This is a genomic window from Colwellia sp. C2M11, assembly GCF_018860915.1.
Classification (GTDB): domain Bacteria; phylum Pseudomonadota; class Gammaproteobacteria; order Enterobacterales; family Alteromonadaceae; genus Colwellia.
Window position 1 is genome coordinate 50,753 of the sequence record NZ_JAHKQD010000044.1, and the last position, 15,026, is coordinate 65,778.

Here is a 15,026-nt window from a genome sequence, read left to right on the forward strand (position 1 = left end):
TATTGGAACGCAACTAGGTCATGAACATGTTCGAAATTCCCCCGATAAATTTAAAAGATAAAGTTTCAGCACAAGAATGGCAAACGCGTGTTGATTTAGCTGCCTGCTACCGATTGATGGTAATGCACGGTTGGGATGATTTAATCCACACTCACATTTCGGCACGTATTCCAGATAGTGAACATATTTTAATTAATGCTTTTGGTTTAGCTTTTGAAGAAGTAACCGCATCTAATTTAGTCAAAATTGATATTAACGGTAATATTGTTGATAAAGATTGCCCATTTGACATCAACCCTGCCGGTTTTACTATTCATAGTGCTGCTCATGAAGCGCGGCACGATGATATGTGTGTTATGCATGTGCATACTAATGAAACTATTGCGGTAGCGAGCTTGGAAGAAGGTTTATTACCTTTAAGTCAATATTCGATGTTTGCGCTTGCGTCACTCAGTTATCATGGTTATGAAGGCTTAGCGGTTAATCATGAAGAGAAGTTAAGGATTCAAGAGGACTTAGGTGATAAAAACTTTATGTTACTGCGTAATCATGGTGCACTGACCATGGGCAAAACCATTGGTGATGCGTTTATGCATATGTATGACTTAACGCGAGCATGCCAAATACAGTTACAAGTAATGGCAACAGATATGAAACCTATTTATGCGCCGCAAAGTATTATTGATGGCATTAAAGCACAAGCTAATATTGTACATACAGGAAAAACCGGTGGTGAAACTGCTTGGCCAGCAATGTTACGTCGAGTGTATCGCAAATATCCAGATTTTGCTGATTAACGTCAATTCCGTGCTTTTTCGTTCAAATTGAATCATACAGCTTAACGCTGGTAGTTAGTGGTTTAGTCGTTAGTTTTAAGATAAAGATAAAGATAAAGATAAATAAACTTATTAAAAGAGATAAAAATGAAAATTACTCATATTGAAGTATTTGATATTCATTGCCCCAAACGTCCTGCGTGGAATCCTGTTTTTGTACGTATTCATACTGATGAAGGGATAAGTGGCGTTGGTGAAGCTGGTTTGGCTTATGATTGGGGGCACAGCGCAGCAGCAGCAATGCTGAAAGAAATTTCGGAAGCGGTGTTAATTGGTTTTAATCCTTTTAATACTGAATTGTTATGGTCACGTATGCTCAGAGAAAGTTTTTGGGGCTTAGGTGGCGGACCTGTATTGTATTCAGCGATGAGTGCAATAGATACTGCTTTGTGGGATATAAAAGCTAAGGCATTAGGCGTCCCGGTTTATCAGTTATTGGGTGGTAAAGTAAATGACAAGTTACGTACCTATGCTAGCCAATTACAATTTGATTGGGATAGCGATATTAAAAAACTTATTGAGCCTGAAGAATATGCACAAGCTGCTTTAAAAGCGGTTAGTGAAGGTTATGATGCGGTTAAAGTTGACCCGATTGTGTATAACAAAGATGGTAGTTCTTCATTTGACAGAACCAAGCTTTTTACTCGACCACAAATGCGCCTTTTTGGCGATCGATTACGTGCTATTCGTGACGCAGTTGGACCAGATGTTGATATAATTTTTGAATCTCATTCACTTATGGGGGCTGCTTCTGCCATTCAAATGGGCGCTATTGTCGAAGAAGTTGATTGTATGATGTACGAAGAGCCGGTAAATTACTTAAATTCTGCTGTTCATAAAAAAGTTTCTGATAATGTGAATGTACCTATTGCTGGTGGAGAGCGTTTGTATCATCGCTGGGATGTGCGTCCTTATTTTGAAGATCAAAGTATTGATGTTTTACAACCTGATGTTGGCTTGTGTGGCGGCTTCACTGAAGCTAAAAAAGTGTGCGATTATGCAGATGTTTATGATATTCGTATTCAAGCCCATGTATGTGGTGGCCCAGTAGCAACGGCAGCATCATTGCATTTAGAAACTGCGATTCCTAATTTCTTAATTCATGAACATCATACTTATGCAATTAAAGATTGGAACCGTGAATTATGCTTACAAGATCCTCAGCCAGTCGATGGCTTCTTTCAAGTAACTGAAGTGCCGGGAATTGGCATTGAACTGAATGATGAAATAGTGAAACGTTCACCACATGTTACTATTAAATAATTGCTAAATTATTAACAACTTATAGCATACCAACGAAGCGCATTGTCATAACACAATGCGCTTTTTTCTTGCGCTGATAATGCTTGAATAAAGTCACTCTCGATAACCGAATACCAATAATTTTGATAGCTGTTATGACTGAACAAACATAGCGGAAAATTACTAGCCATCAGCATTCTATTTTGGCCAAAAATATCGAAAATTATTGTTAAGCTTTGAGTAAGCCAAGCTTGATTATAATTTCTGTCACTCATCTCCCAGCCGGAACATTTTATTGCAACATGAGGATAGCTCGATAGTTTAAGCAAGTTACTTTGCCAATATTGCCATTCAACACTTTGTATGTCGGTTGGGGGAAAGCCTGCATGGTTAATAATAAAGGAAATATTAGCATTATCATTAATCACATCACATAACGAACTTACTGAGGTTGAATTAATTAATGATAATTGTGCTTCAAAAATCAGTGTTTTATTTTGCTGTTTAGCAGCATTATTAAGTTGGCTGAAGTTTGTTAATACTTGCTTGTTTGTTAGTAATGGCAGCGTATCATCATCTAATATATGACGAACCCCAACAAAAGATTGTAGGGCGGTTAGTTTTGTTAAACAGTCATTAAATCCTTGGTTAGTTAGTGTTAAATCAATCGCAGCTATCGCTCGAAAAGGTTGTTTGCAATTTTGCTCTAAAGTGATTAATTCTCGCCAAGGTTGGGAGTTATCAAACCCTGCTTCAATATGAATAAAGCCAGCTAACGTAAACGTAGGCTCAAGGGCCAAATCACTTTCTTCAAAGGTTTGATTAATAGCAGACTTATCAGGCCAAAAAGGCGGATGATCCGGTTTTAACCAATGATAATCACCTTGTGCTAAGTCGAATAAATGCAGATGTGGGTCAATAATTTTCATGTTTTCTGCTCTAAGCTATTGTGCTGTGTAACCACCATCAATAACCTGTAAACTTCCTGTAATAAACTTAGCTTTATCTGAAGCTAAAAAGAATACTAATTCAGCCACTTCGTCAGGTTGTCCTAAGCGGTTTAGTGGCTGTAAGCTTGCTTCTTCGCGATGAACGTCTGCTTTATCTGCTCCAGATTTCTGGCAATAATTGTCAATAGCTTGATGATATAACGGTGTTTCAATGGTACCAGGGCAGACAGCATTCGCTCGAATATTAAACTGAGCGTAATCTAATGCGGTTGTTTTTGCCATGGAAGCAAGCGCACTTTTACTTAAGTTATAAGCAAAAGAATTGTGCTTAGCAATGAGAGCTTGATCAGAAGACATTAATATAATCGCGCCATTGTTATTACTTTTCATATTAGGTAACACCGCTTTTATTGCCGCAAATGCACCTTTCACATTGATGCCGATTACCTTATCAAAATCAGCTTCGCTAGTATTTTCAATGTTCGCAGAAAAGTGAATACCTGCGTTCGACACTAGTACGTCAATAGTATGCAGTTGGCTTATTTGGCTAATAATACTAGTGATTTGTTCAATATTAGTAACATCACATAAACAAAACTCGCCTAATGTTGAAGGTGTTAAATCTAGATTGAAAACTAGATAATCATGCTTTAAAAATAACTTAACTATGCTTAAACCTATACCTGAACTGCCGCCAGTTATAATACAAACCTTTTTCATTAATCTTCACTTTGTTGTTAATCACGCTTTGAAATTAAATCATACCGTTATCGTTAAGTGACTTCCATTTTCTTCTAACTATTATTTCGTTTCTTCTGCCTGCTATTTCGTTATAATGGCAGTAATTAAGTCAGTTGAGAATTTGTTATGAAAGCATGTGGTGTAGAAATAAAAAGCAATGAAGCAATCATTTGTATTATGTCCAAAGAAAATAGCTTGTATGATATTCCTCATACACGCGTACAAAAATTAGCCTTAGATAATGCGGGTGATGCGGAAGAAGTAAAGAAATTCCAATTTACGTTTGCTAAGTTAATGGAAGATTATCAAGTAACCGATGTAATTATTCGAGGACGCGCGTTAAAAGGTAAGTTTGCTGGCGGACCTATTGGTTTCAAAGTAGAAGCGGCAATCCAATTAATACAAGATCTTAATGTGCAAATTTTAGCCGGTAGCTTTATTAAAAAAGAACTGTCAAAAAGCCAAATAGATATCGACTTTCGTGATACAGGTTTAAAACAATATCAAGAGCAGGCTTTTGAAACTGTATTTGCTTTCTTAGAAGGCCATTAAATAGTTTTATCATTATTAGTATGATAACTTTTGTAAAATATAAATAAAAAATTTGCGTCTTTGTAGGATGGAAGAGAATCTCGATTTTTTGTCTAGAATATTATATTAGTTCTTTGATCGAGCCTCGAACCTAACTTACATCAAGTGATTTAAAATTAAATGATGAATTCTGAATCAACTACGTAGCTATTATAAAATAATAAAAACCACTTAACTTTAGGTGTTAGCTTTAGGAATTGTTATGAAGGAACCAATGCGTCAACTTTATAAAGTAATATTACTAACCACTGTTATTATGCTTCAAGCTTGTGGCAGCTCAGAAGATAAAACTGTTTTTTCTATTTCTGCTGATGTAAGTGAAGTGAGTTTTAGTAATGAGTTTTTACAAGAGTCAACAGAGAGCATTGCAATAAATGTAAGTTTTGTTGGTGACGGTGTTTTAGTCGGCTTTTCTCCTGAAGCCATTTCTGCGCCGTGGTTAGAATATCGAACTGAAAACGTTACCGAGAATTCAGCCACTGTTTTTATTGATGTTATTAATGCTCAATTCTTACTTACTGATACCTATAACACTACATTACGATTAGCGACAAGTAATGAAGACTCGAGTAAGTTTGCTTTTCATGATATTGATATTTCGTTACTAATTTGGAATTTAGCGGTAGATACTGAAAAAGTTAGCTATAGCGGTACTTTTGGTGATGAAACTATTCCTGCACAAAGTATTTCTATCTTAACTGAAGAGAAAGAATGGACAGCAAGTACCGATGTTGACTGGTTGTCATTAGATATTACCTCTGGCATTGGTGAAACAGAAATAGTCGTCACTCCTGATATCAGTGAATTTACTGAGCCAGGTTTACAACAAGGTAATATTATATTAACGGATATAGATTCAGGTGAAATAAAGCTAGTGCCAGTAGAAGTGGCGTTAGATAATGTTTATTTACTTGCCGATCAAACTGCAGTGGCCTTAAGTGCAACCAATAGTATTTCAACATTAGAAAAAACGGTATCAGTTAGTAATAATGCTGATTTAGATATTAGCTGGACAGCGACAACTGACGCGAATTGGCTGACGTTAACAAAAGACAATAATGAGCAATTAACAATAACGGCTGATGCGAGCCTTGCATCAGCGAATAATAATTCATCGGCTCAAGTGACTATTTCTGCTGACTCCGGTATAGCAGCGATCAGTGAAACGATTACTATCAATTTTTATAACAGTAGCCAAGATGTAAGTAATAACGTTATTACGCCGTTGGCTATCAATAGTAGTGAAATCGTAACTTCCCCATTAAAGCCTGTTTTTTATCTTGGTGTAGGAAATGAGCTACTTACTTACCATCAATATACTGGTGAGCTTGAATCCAGTGTAGAAATATCTCCAGAAGGCACTATCCTCGAGCAATTAATCATACATCCCAATGGTGATTATTTGTTGGTAAAAGCCACTGAAATAGTGACACAAGAAGATGAAACTAGCACTGAAGTGGTTCATCGCTATAGTGTTTCACTTGACGATTACAGCATTACTGAAATTATTGACACAGACATCATTAGTGAACCAATCGCTATTGTTCGTTTGTCAGGGCGTTATTTTGTCATAACACAAGCATTTGAGTTTGCGGATGAAAATCTTAATGTACTGTTTTGGGATGCTCCCAATGCGTTTCTTGTCAGTAAAGTAGCTGTCGCGTCTCAAGCTAATACACTGTTTGCTTTAGATAATAGTACGGCAAGCTTTAAACGCTATATTCCACAAGTAAATGACTTTGGTGATGATAAAGTCTCAGTTTCGTTAACGCATGAGTATCATCCAGAATTATTAGCTGATGACCAGGTTATTTTCGATTTTATGGTGACGAGTGATGAAGCGAATATTTATGCGCTTAGTCAAAGTAGCGAATGGATCAGTTTTGATGGTGATAACTTTGTCGATAATGGTTTATTAGAAGCCAGCGAAAGTGTTGTGACACTATCGTTAGTTAAAAATAGTAATGATCAGCCAAATTATTACAGATTTAATAGTGCTAATGAACTTGGCTTCTACTTAGATGTTTATGATAACCACCAAACAATTTCATCGACCACCTATACTCAAGGAAGTCAGCCAGCAAACCTTAGGTTATCAGGAGATGATCAACGTTTAATTATTTATGTTGATTCGTCAAGTGATGGTGAGCTTGATTCTCAAATAGAGCTAGTCACTATTCCCTAATAGTATTCTTTTACTATTCTAATTATGAAAGGAGCATTTTGCTCCTTTTTTGTTTCTTAAGCGTAGGCTAATAACCAGTACGTATAAAAAACAGTCAATATGGACGAAAATCTTCTTTCAAAAAAGTGAAGAACATGATTTAATCAAACAACTGTTTGAGGTCAGACCACTGACCATTTGTGTCAGCTATTATAAATTGACAAAAATAAATATTGGAGAAGCACTATGCCAGAATATAAAGCACCGATTAGAGACATGAAGTTTGTCATGCAAGAACTACTTGATTGCGACAGTCATTATCAAAAATTAGGTTATGAAGATGCTAGCCTTGATATGGTTGATGCTATTATGAGTGAAGCTGCTAAATTCACCGAGCAAGTTATTGCACCTATTAATAAAACTGGTGATGAGCAAGGTTGTACCTGGAATGATGGCGTAGTAACCACTCCTGATGGTTTTAAAGAAGCTTATCAGCAGTACGTTGAAGGTGGTTGGCCAACATTAGCACAAAACGTTGATTTTGGTGGACAAGGTTTACCTCATTCATTGAATACTGCGTTAAATGAATTTTTTTCTGCTGCTAACCATAGCTTTGCTATGTACCCCGGCTTAAGTCATGGTGCTTTAGCAACAATTGAAGAGCATGGAAGCGAAGTTCAAAAAAATACTTTTATGCCTAAATTGGTTGAAGGTACTTGGACAGGCACTATGTGTTTAACTGAACCTCATTGTGGTACAGACTTAGGTATGTTGCGTACAAAAGCAGAGCTCAATGATGATGGTAGCTATGCGATAACCGGAACAAAAATCTTTATTTCAGCGGGGGAGCATGATTTATCTGACAATATTGTTCATATAGTTATCGCCAGAATTCCAGGCTCTCCAGAAGGAAGTCGTGGTATCTCATTGTTTATAGTGCCTAAATTCAATGTAACCGACGCTGGTGAAGTCAGCGATAGAAATGCGGTAACTTGTGGTTCAATTGAACACAAAATGGGTATCAATGCGAACGCTACGTGTGTGATCAATTTTGATGGCGCAAAAGGCTATTTAATTGGTGAAATTAACCGTGGTTTAAATTGCATGTTTACTTTTATGAATGCTGCACGTTTAGGTGTTGCTAGTGAAGGGGTTGCAGCAGCAGATGCGTCTTTCCAAGGGGCATTAGCTTACGCTCAAGATAGATTACAAATGCGTTCTTTATCAGGTGTGAAAAATCCAAACGGACCAGCCGATCCTATTATCGTTCATCCAGATGTTCGTCGTATGCTCCTAACACAAAAATCTATTGCTGAAGGTGGCCGAGCATTAATTGGTTATTTAGCGCAATTAGTTGATATTGGTCATGCAAGTAAAGATGAAGCTGAAAAAGCAATAGCCGAAAGTAAATTAGCGTTATTAACACCTATTGCTAAAGCCTTCTTAACTGAACTAGGCTTAGAATGTACAAGTCATGGCGTACAAGTATTTGGTGGTCATGGCTTTATTAAAGAGTGGGGCATGGAACAGTTAATGCGTGATACTAAAATTAGCTGCTTATACGAAGGTACTACCGGTATTCAAGCACTTGATTTATTAGCACGTAAGATTTTAGGCTCGAAAGGTGAGATATTGAAGCCGTTTGGCGCTGAAGTTACCGCATTCTGTGTTGCCAATGCCGGCGATGAAGCGATGCAAGAATTCATTCAACCTATTATGACCTTTGGTGGTGATTGGCAGAAAATGACTGAAACCTTAGGTTTGAAAGCAATGCAGAACCCTGACGAAATTGGTGCTGCATCGGTAGATTACTTGATGTACTCAGGTTATTTAACCTTGGCTTATTTCTGGGCGAAAATGGCGAAAGTAGCACAAGAGAAATTAGCGGCTAGTGATGACGATAAAGCTTTTTATCAAGCTAAAATCAAAACAGCACGTTTCTATTTCCAACGAATTTTACCAAGAGCAAACGGCCATGCAGCTTGTGTAGCTAATGGTGCTGAATCAATGATGGCATTAGATAGTGAAGAATTTATTTTCTAAGTATATCTGCAGTGTTATCTAAAAAAGGGAAGCTATATGCTTCCCTTTTTTGTATTAATATAGCCACTATACGACTAATATTTATCTATTATACCAATCTCACTAGCTATGTGATCATTTCTACTTGCTACAATCACCAACTACATCGTTATTTAATAATTAGCACAACGAGTTATTGAAATAAATGCCTCGTATTTGTCAATTTTTCTACGTATAAAATTGTTCACCTAATTAATGAAACTGGTATTATTTTGTGATGATTCAAGTGCAGAGTGAAATTGCCAATTACGAATCTTATCTTTGATTAATTCGATAATCCCTATTGGCATATGAATGCTCCAGTGACTATCCTTAGGGCCGGCTTCAAATAAATAAATTTGATATTTACCACAAGTGGATAATTTGTCAGCTAACACGCATCCTGCCGAGCCGGCACCAATAATAATAAAATCAAAATTATTCATAAAGCTTTCCTCTACAAACTAGGTCAGACCGCCATGAGCTAAATTATTGATGATTTCAAGATTAATGATCAAGGGAATTTTAGTAAAAAGTATTACGATTTTTTGTTTTATTTTTTGAAATAATAAGTATGCTGTGATCAAAATAAATAACAAAGATCATGAATAACAATGAAACTTCCTCAAATCGGTCCTGCATTTTTAGTCACCGCTGCCTTTATTGGCCCAGGCACAGTTATTACCGCTTCTATTGCGGGTGCTGATTATGGCTTCGCTTTATTATGGGCATTGCTATTTTCAGTCCTTGCGACGTTAATTTTACAAGAAATGACTGCTCGTTTGGGTATCGTTACCCAAAAAGGTTTAGGTGAGAATATCCGTCAAGCGTGTACAAATCCTTTATTAAGAGGCTTGGCTATTACCTTAGTTTTGTCTGCTATTGTGGTTGGTAATAGTGCTTATCAAAGTGGTAATATTTCTGGTGCTAGCTTAGGGCTGGTAGGGATTTTTGAAGACATAGGTGTAAAATTTAGTTCTGCTCAAACAGTGTTTTCAATTCTCATTGGTGCTATTGCCTTTTTCTTATTAATTTCAGGTAGCTATAAACTTATTGAAACAGCACTTATTTTGTTAGTGTCAATAATGAGTTTAGCGTTCATTATCACCTTTTTGTTAACAAAACCCGATGTGATGGTGTTATTGTCAGGTTTATTTAAACCAATTATACCTGATGGTGCTACATTAACTGTGATTGCGTTAATTGGTTCAACTATTGTGCCCTATAATTTATTCTTACATGCTTCAAGTGTGAGTAAAAAATGGCAGTCCATTGCTGACTTACCGCAAGCGAGAAAAGATTTGTATATCTCACTTCCGCTTGGTGGCTTAATTTCTATGGCTATTCTATCTACAGCCGCCACTGCTTTTTTTGGTTCGCAGGTCTCAATCACGTCAGCAGCCGATATAGCACCGGCATTAAAGCCCTTGTTTGGTGATATGGCGAGTATTTTTATTGGTATTGGACTGTTTGCTTCTGGAATTTCGTCAGCAGTTACCGCGCCATTAGCGGCAGCCTTTGCCTTGAGCGGGATTTTAAATTCGAGTAAGGATTTACACTCTAATAGCTTTAAAGCTATTTGGATAGTGGTACTATTTTTAGGAGTACTAGGCTCTAGCTTAGGTTATAAGCCAATTGCCGTAATTTGGTTTGCACAAATAGCCAATGGTATTTTACTTCCTATAGTGACAATTTTTTTATTATGGATAATGAATACTAAGGTGCTCGGCGAGCATAAAAACAATATTTGGCAAAATACCCTTGGGGCAATCGTTGTTCTTGTTTCATTACTATTAAGTGGTCGAAGCTTAATGTCAGCGTTTGGTTTTTTATAAAAATTTAGAGCAGTAATTTGTCGGTTCTTTATTTAAGATCAACAGCTAATTAGTTATAAATGTTATGCTATTAACATATGAAAACTCAGTGAAGAGCTCACCTTGCTAGGCTTTAAAAAAAGACCATCGTTCTTGCTAGTACTACTATTGGTTATAGCTAGCTATAACCAATATACCTTTGCCAAAGTAACGCCTGTAACGGTAAATGACGATTTACAAAAAGTGCTTAATGCCAGTCAAGATGGTGATGTTATTACCTTGTCGGCTGGGAAATACCTAGGTAACTTTATTATTGCTAAACAAATTACCTTGCGTGGCGAAAACGGAACCGTCATTGACGCTCAAGGCCACGGACATGGGCTTGTACTAAAAAATTCTTATATCACCATTGATAGCCTAAATATTATTAATTGGGGGGCTGATCTTGATAAAGAAAATTCAGGTATTTACGTTAATAACCAAAGAATCAATGAAAGAGCTGTGGGCTTAGTTATTAAAAATAATAGTTTGTCAGGAGATGGCTTTGGGATTTGGCTCAATCATGCGACTAAGGCAACGATAGTTAATAATAAAGTGAATGGTAATTTATCATTACCTTCCGCTAAAAGAGGTAATGGCATACAAGCGACTAATATAACTCATAGTCATATTGTTAATAATGACGTCTCTGAAGTACGTGATGGCATTTATGTTATCGCGAGTCAGCATAATCTAATAGAAAAAAACACTGTGCATAACCTACGTTATGGTATTCATTACATGAATTCTAACGATAATGTCGTGAAGGATAATACTGCTTACAACACTCGGGCAGGTTATGCTTTAATGAGCTCTAGTCATTTAACGGTTACAGGTAATAAAGTCACCAGCAGTGAAGATTACGGGTTTTTATTAAATTTCTTGGATGAATCTATTCTTAGTGATAATTACATCAAAAATGTATGGACTAAGCCTGAAAATGTAATGGCAGGGCGCGCCGGTAAAGGTTTTTTTGTTTATAACTCAAGTGCTAACGTATTAGAGAATAATACTGTTGATACCACCGAAATAGGCATTCATTTAACGGCAGGTTCAGAAAACATGCAAGTTTATGGCAACAATTTTATTAATAATCCAACACCTGTGAAGTATGTATCGAATACCGAACAAGAATGGAGTAAAGACGGTCGTGGTAATTACTGGAGTAGCTATCTTGGCTGGGATATAGATAAAGACGGCATCGGTGATACTATTTTTGAGCCTAATGACGGTATTGATCAATTAGTATGGCAATACCCAGAAATGAAAATGATAATGGATAGCCCTGCTATCGTAATTTTACGTTGGGTACAGAAACAATTTCCAATCTTAAAGTCACCGGGAGTCACCGATAGTTACCCATTAATGAAGCCTTATTTTTATCAAGAAAAACCGAGTGATAATTCATTATCCGTTAATCAGTTAACGCCAAGGACTGTTCAATAATGACAAGCATAGGAAAGATAATATGAGCTCCCCGCTAGTTTCATTAGTTGAAGCAGGAAAGTCTTATGGCCAACTTAACGCATTAAACGCGATAAATATGTCGTTGAATGAAGGCGAAGTGCTTGGCTTGTTTGGTCATAATGGTGCTGGTAAAACGACTATGATGAAGCTTATTCTTGGTGTTATTTCACCAAGCTATGGCAAAGTAGAAGTGATGGGAATGGCACCTGATTTAAAAGAAGCTTGGCATTGTCGAAATAAGGTGGGATATTTACCTGAAAATGTTAGTTTTTATGAGCAGTTAACAGGGCTAGAAGTACTGACTTATTTTGTTAAGTTAAAAAGCCCTACCAACAAAGATAGTAGAAAGCAGGCAATAGATTTATTAGAACAAGTAGGCATTACTGAAGCAATACACCGTCAGGTAAAAACATACTCAAAGGGCATGCGTCAAAGGCTTGGATTAGCGCAAGCATTTATCAATAGACCAAAGCTTTTGCTGTTAGATGAACCAACGGTTGGCCTTGATCCCGTCGCTACTCAAGACTTCTATAAAACAGTAGACCAACTTAAGTCGACTGGCAGCAGTGTTATCTTATGTTCTCATGTACTGCCAGGTGTAGAACAGCATATTGACCGAGCAATGATTTTATCTTCTGGAAAGCTACTCGCTCTAGGAACATTGCAAGCATTACGTAAGCAAGCTGAGCTACCTGTTATTATTAAGTCGTCGGGAATAAATTACGCTATTGCTCAAAACAGTCATTTAACACAGTACTTAAGCAATGTTTGCTCTAATACACTAAAAGTGCCAGCGCATGAAAAAATAAAGGTATTAAAGCAGTTAATTAACATGGAAGGACTTAAGGATATTGAAATAGAATCAGCAAATTTAGAACAAGTATATCAGCACTTTATTTCAGTGCATGAGCTCACATTAAAGGCAAAAGATAATGGAGCACCGAGTTAATGCATCAAATATTTACGGTGGCTAATAAGGAGTTTCATGATGGCCTCAGAAACCGTTGGTTGGTTGCTATAACGCTAATTTTTGCGCTATTGTCTACTGGCTTAACTTACTTTGGCGCTGCAGCATCGGGTGCCGTTGGGGTTGCTTCGTTATCAACCACGCTTGCTAGTTTAGCAAGCCTGAGCGCCTTGCTTATCCCGTTAATTGCCTTGTTATTAAGTTATGACAGCTTCGTTGGCGAGCAAGAAAGCGGTACTCTACTTTTATTACTCACTTATCCGTTAAGTAAAAGCCAATTATTACTTGGTAAGTTTATTGGCCAAGGTGGAATTATAACCCTCGCTATCCTCGTGGGTTTTGGTGTTCCAGCTATGATTTTATATGGGCAACTGGGTGATTTAAATATATTGAATACCTTTGGCTTATTTATTATCAGCGCTACTTTATTAGGCCTAAGTTTTACCGCTATTTCTTATGTTATCAGTCTTTCTGTGGCAGAAAAGTCAAAAGCTGTCGGCTTTTCCTTGATGACTTGGTTCTTATTTTCTCTCGCTTTTGACCTTGTTTTGCTTGCTTTATTAGTGGGAGTTGAAGAAGCGATAACACCACAAGGTTTAATACAATTATTGATGTTAAACCCAACGGATATTTTTCGTCTTGTGAATTTTATCGGCCTAGATAATCGTAATGTTAGTGGTGTGCTATCTATTGCTACTAATGCCAGTTTATCTTACACATCATTATTTTTAGCGTTAATTGCTTGGGTTATTATTCCTTTAGCATTAGCTATATTTATTTTTAAGAAAAAGACACTTTAACTAGGGTTGTTAATAATCCTTATTTACTGAGAATATTGACCATGAAACAGTACAAACTATTGGCGTTAATTACAGCGCTCACACTAACTACTCCTTTGGTGATGTCTTGCTCTGATAATTCAGACCAACAAAAAGTTATACACCAAGCAGTCGCGATGGAATCAAGTGATGAATGCCATTTATGTGGCATGCTTATTACACGATTTGACGGCCCTAAAGGTGAAGTTTTTCGTAAAGAGCAAGACGATAAAGTTTTTAAATTCTGCTCTACGCAAGATATGTTTAGCTATTATTTAGATCCAGAAAACACCCGTAATGTTGCTCAGATGTTAGTACATGACATGAGTAAAATGCCATGGGGCAGTGACAGTATTAATGATAAATATTTTATTGATGCGAAAACTGCATGGTATGTAGCTGGTTCAGACAAAATGGGGGCAATGGGGAAAACCTTAGCTAGCTTTAGCCAGAAAGCTGATGCGGAAGCTTTTGCCAAAGAGTTTGGTGGGCAAGTAAATAGTTTTGAAGATATTAACCTGAATACGTTAATGTAATATCAATTATTATATTAGAATCCCCGTATTTATGTTTTATTAAATAAATCACTGCTTTATAGTTATTGAAGAACTTGCTAGGCTAAGGCAAGTTCTTCTATTTATAGCTTTCTCATCTATGTTCAAAACACTCATTATCATCACTCTTTTAACTTTTCTTATTGCTTGTTCAAGTATGAAAGAAGCGGGGGTGGTTTATCATGATGGTTTTGATTTTTCGTCAGTGAAAAGTTATAGCCTTTATGATCGAAACTCTACTTTCACTGAAGCACAGGGTTTATTAGACACTCGTCGTAACGCTATTGAAATTGCTATTGAACGTTCTATGGCGGAACAAAATTTTAATTATGCTGAGCTTGATGAAACTGATTTAATTGTTACTTATCATGTTGTTAGTGGTAGTCGTAAAGATTACGCTAAATATAATGAAGTCGTACGTTTTTGTACTTTCTGTTTACAGGCAACAACGTGGAAAACAGATCAACAATATTCAGCCATTCGTCGAGGAAGTTTAATTGTAGATTTGGTAGACCCTAAGCAAGGGCGCTCTGTATGGCGCAGTGTGTATAGTTTAGATTTAGAAGATAGAGAAAATAGCGCAGAGACTAATGATAGAATAAAACAAGCTATTTCAGCTATGCTGGCAAAATATCCGCGCTAGCTTAATTGTTTGTCGATACTTTTCTCTTTAAGGGATTAGGTTTAATATATTTTTCAAAAAACTATTCAATTTGCTATTCCCTGTTTATAATATCGACATTGATTTACACCTCCCACTAATGCCTAAAAAGCAGAGTAAA

At 36.7% G+C, this 15,026-nt stretch carries 14 protein-coding genes; 11 read left to right on the top strand and 3 right to left on the bottom strand.

From position 1 onward, the window contains the following. Positions 1-26: 26 nt before the first annotated feature. Positions 27-797 carry a class II aldolase/adducin family protein gene (locus KO509_RS12060; RefSeq protein ID WP_215973527.1) on the top strand — a complete coding sequence of 257 codons (771 nt, stop codon included), beginning with the start codon at positions 27-29 and terminating at the stop codon, positions 795-797. Between the two features lie 126 nt (positions 798-923). Further along, the gene (locus tag KO509_RS12065; RefSeq protein WP_215973528.1) at positions 924-2,099 is read left to right on the top strand and encodes a mandelate racemase/muconate lactonizing enzyme family protein; all 1,176 of its coding nucleotides are present in this window, start codon (positions 924-926) and stop codon (positions 2,097-2,099) included. Between the two features lie 11 nt (positions 2,100-2,110). Here the strand turns inward: KO509_RS12065 and KO509_RS12070 are convergent, their stop codons facing one another. Together KO509_RS12070 and KO509_RS12075 are read right to left on the bottom strand one after the other, a co-directional pair. After that, positions 2,111-3,007 carry an amidohydrolase family protein gene (locus KO509_RS12070; protein ID WP_215973529.1) on the bottom strand — a complete coding sequence of 299 codons (897 nt, stop codon included), beginning with the start codon at positions 3,005-3,007 and terminating at the stop codon, positions 2,111-2,113. A gap of 15 nt (positions 3,008-3,022) precedes the next feature. After that, positions 3,023-3,748 (bottom strand): SDR family oxidoreductase, encoded by a 726-nt coding sequence (locus KO509_RS12075; protein WP_215973530.1) that lies wholly within the window; start codon positions 3,746-3,748, stop codon positions 3,023-3,025. 147 nt (positions 3,749-3,895) lie between these two features. On the opposite strand from KO509_RS12075, the gene KO509_RS12080 reads away from it, so the two are divergent. From KO509_RS12080 to KO509_RS12090, 3 genes are all read left to right on the top strand, one after another. Continuing rightward, positions 3,896-4,321, top strand: a complete 426-nt coding sequence (locus KO509_RS12080; protein ID WP_215973531.1) for a DUF3010 family protein — start codon at positions 3,896-3,898, stop codon at positions 4,319-4,321. Between the two features lie 241 nt (positions 4,322-4,562). Then, on the top strand, positions 4,563-6,545 hold the full coding sequence (locus KO509_RS12085) for a hypothetical protein (RefSeq protein WP_215973532.1): 1,983 nt from the start codon (positions 4,563-4,565) through the stop codon (positions 6,543-6,545). A 225-nt stretch (positions 6,546-6,770) separates the two neighbouring features. Next, positions 6,771-8,567: an acyl-CoA dehydrogenase C-terminal domain-containing protein gene (locus tag KO509_RS12090; protein ID WP_215973533.1), complete on the top strand. Its 1,797-nt coding sequence runs from the start codon at positions 6,771-6,773 to the stop codon at positions 8,565-8,567. A gap of 227 nt (positions 8,568-8,794) precedes the next feature. Here KO509_RS12090 and KO509_RS12095 read toward each other — a convergent pair whose 3' ends face one another. Next, the gene (locus KO509_RS12095) at positions 8,795-9,031 is read right to left on the bottom strand and encodes an FAD-binding protein (protein ID WP_215973534.1); all 237 of its coding nucleotides are present in this window, start codon (positions 9,029-9,031) and stop codon (positions 8,795-8,797) included. Between the two features lie 168 nt (positions 9,032-9,199). Between KO509_RS12095 and KO509_RS12100 the strand changes: the two genes are divergently transcribed. From KO509_RS12100 to KO509_RS12125, 6 genes are all read left to right on the top strand, one after another. Continuing rightward, on the top strand, positions 9,200-10,420 hold the full coding sequence (locus tag KO509_RS12100) for an Nramp family divalent metal transporter (protein ID WP_215973535.1): 1,221 nt from the start codon (positions 9,200-9,202) through the stop codon (positions 10,418-10,420). 102 nt (positions 10,421-10,522) lie between these two features. Then, positions 10,523-11,884, top strand: coding sequence for a nitrous oxide reductase family maturation protein NosD (locus tag KO509_RS12105; RefSeq protein ID WP_215973536.1), 1,362 nt, complete (start codon positions 10,523-10,525; stop codon positions 11,882-11,884). Positions 11,885-11,906: 22 nt separating this feature from the next. Further along, positions 11,907-12,854, top strand: coding sequence for an ABC transporter ATP-binding protein (locus tag KO509_RS12110; protein ID WP_215973537.1), 948 nt, complete (start codon positions 11,907-11,909; stop codon positions 12,852-12,854). Then, on the top strand, positions 12,854-13,672 hold the full coding sequence (locus tag KO509_RS12115) for an ABC transporter permease subunit (protein ID WP_215973538.1): 819 nt from the start codon (positions 12,854-12,856) through the stop codon (positions 13,670-13,672). Before KO509_RS12110 ends, KO509_RS12115 begins: the two co-directional genes overlap by 1 nt. A 41-nt stretch (positions 13,673-13,713) precedes the next feature. Then, on the top strand, positions 13,714-14,226 hold the full coding sequence (locus KO509_RS12120) for a nitrous oxide reductase accessory protein NosL (protein WP_215973539.1): 513 nt from the start codon (positions 13,714-13,716) through the stop codon (positions 14,224-14,226). Positions 14,227-14,344: 118 nt separating this feature from the next. After that, the gene (locus KO509_RS12125; RefSeq protein ID WP_215973540.1) at positions 14,345-14,887 is read left to right on the top strand and encodes a DUF4136 domain-containing protein; all 543 of its coding nucleotides are present in this window, start codon (positions 14,345-14,347) and stop codon (positions 14,885-14,887) included. Positions 14,888-15,026 lie beyond the last annotated feature (139 nt).

Excerpts from the sequence above, each read along its gene's own strand:
- KO509_RS12125 (WP_215973540.1), top strand. The coding sequence starts at position 14,345 with ATGTTCAAAACACTCATTATCATCACTCTTTTAACTTTTCTTATTGCT.
- KO509_RS12075 (WP_215973530.1), bottom strand. The coding sequence starts at position 3,748 with ATGAAAAAGGTTTGTATTATAACTGGCGGCAGTTCAGGTATAGGTTTA.
- KO509_RS12090 (WP_215973533.1), top strand. The coding sequence starts at position 6,771 with ATGCCAGAATATAAAGCACCGATTAGAGACATGAAGTTTGTCATGCAA.
- KO509_RS12115 (WP_215973538.1), top strand. The coding sequence starts at position 12,854 with ATGCATCAAATATTTACGGTGGCTAATAAGGAGTTTCATGATGGCCTC.
- KO509_RS12100 (WP_215973535.1), top strand. The coding sequence starts at position 9,200 with ATGAAACTTCCTCAAATCGGTCCTGCATTTTTAGTCACCGCTGCCTTT.
- KO509_RS12120 (WP_215973539.1), top strand. The coding sequence starts at position 13,714 with ATGAAACAGTACAAACTATTGGCGTTAATTACAGCGCTCACACTAACT.
- KO509_RS12085 (WP_215973532.1), top strand. The coding sequence starts at position 4,563 with ATGAAGGAACCAATGCGTCAACTTTATAAAGTAATATTACTAACCACT.
- KO509_RS12110 (WP_215973537.1), top strand. The coding sequence starts at position 11,907 with ATGAGCTCCCCGCTAGTTTCATTAGTTGAAGCAGGAAAGTCTTATGGC.
- KO509_RS12070 (WP_215973529.1), bottom strand. The coding sequence starts at position 3,007 with ATGAAAATTATTGACCCACATCTGCATTTATTCGACTTAGCACAAGGT.
- KO509_RS12065 (WP_215973528.1), top strand. The coding sequence starts at position 924 with ATGAAAATTACTCATATTGAAGTATTTGATATTCATTGCCCCAAACGT.
- KO509_RS12095 (WP_215973534.1), bottom strand. The coding sequence starts at position 9,031 with ATGAATAATTTTGATTTTATTATTATTGGTGCCGGCTCGGCAGGATGC.
- KO509_RS12060 (WP_215973527.1), top strand. The coding sequence starts at position 27 with ATGTTCGAAATTCCCCCGATAAATTTAAAAGATAAAGTTTCAGCACAA.
- KO509_RS12080 (WP_215973531.1), top strand. The coding sequence starts at position 3,896 with ATGAAAGCATGTGGTGTAGAAATAAAAAGCAATGAAGCAATCATTTGT.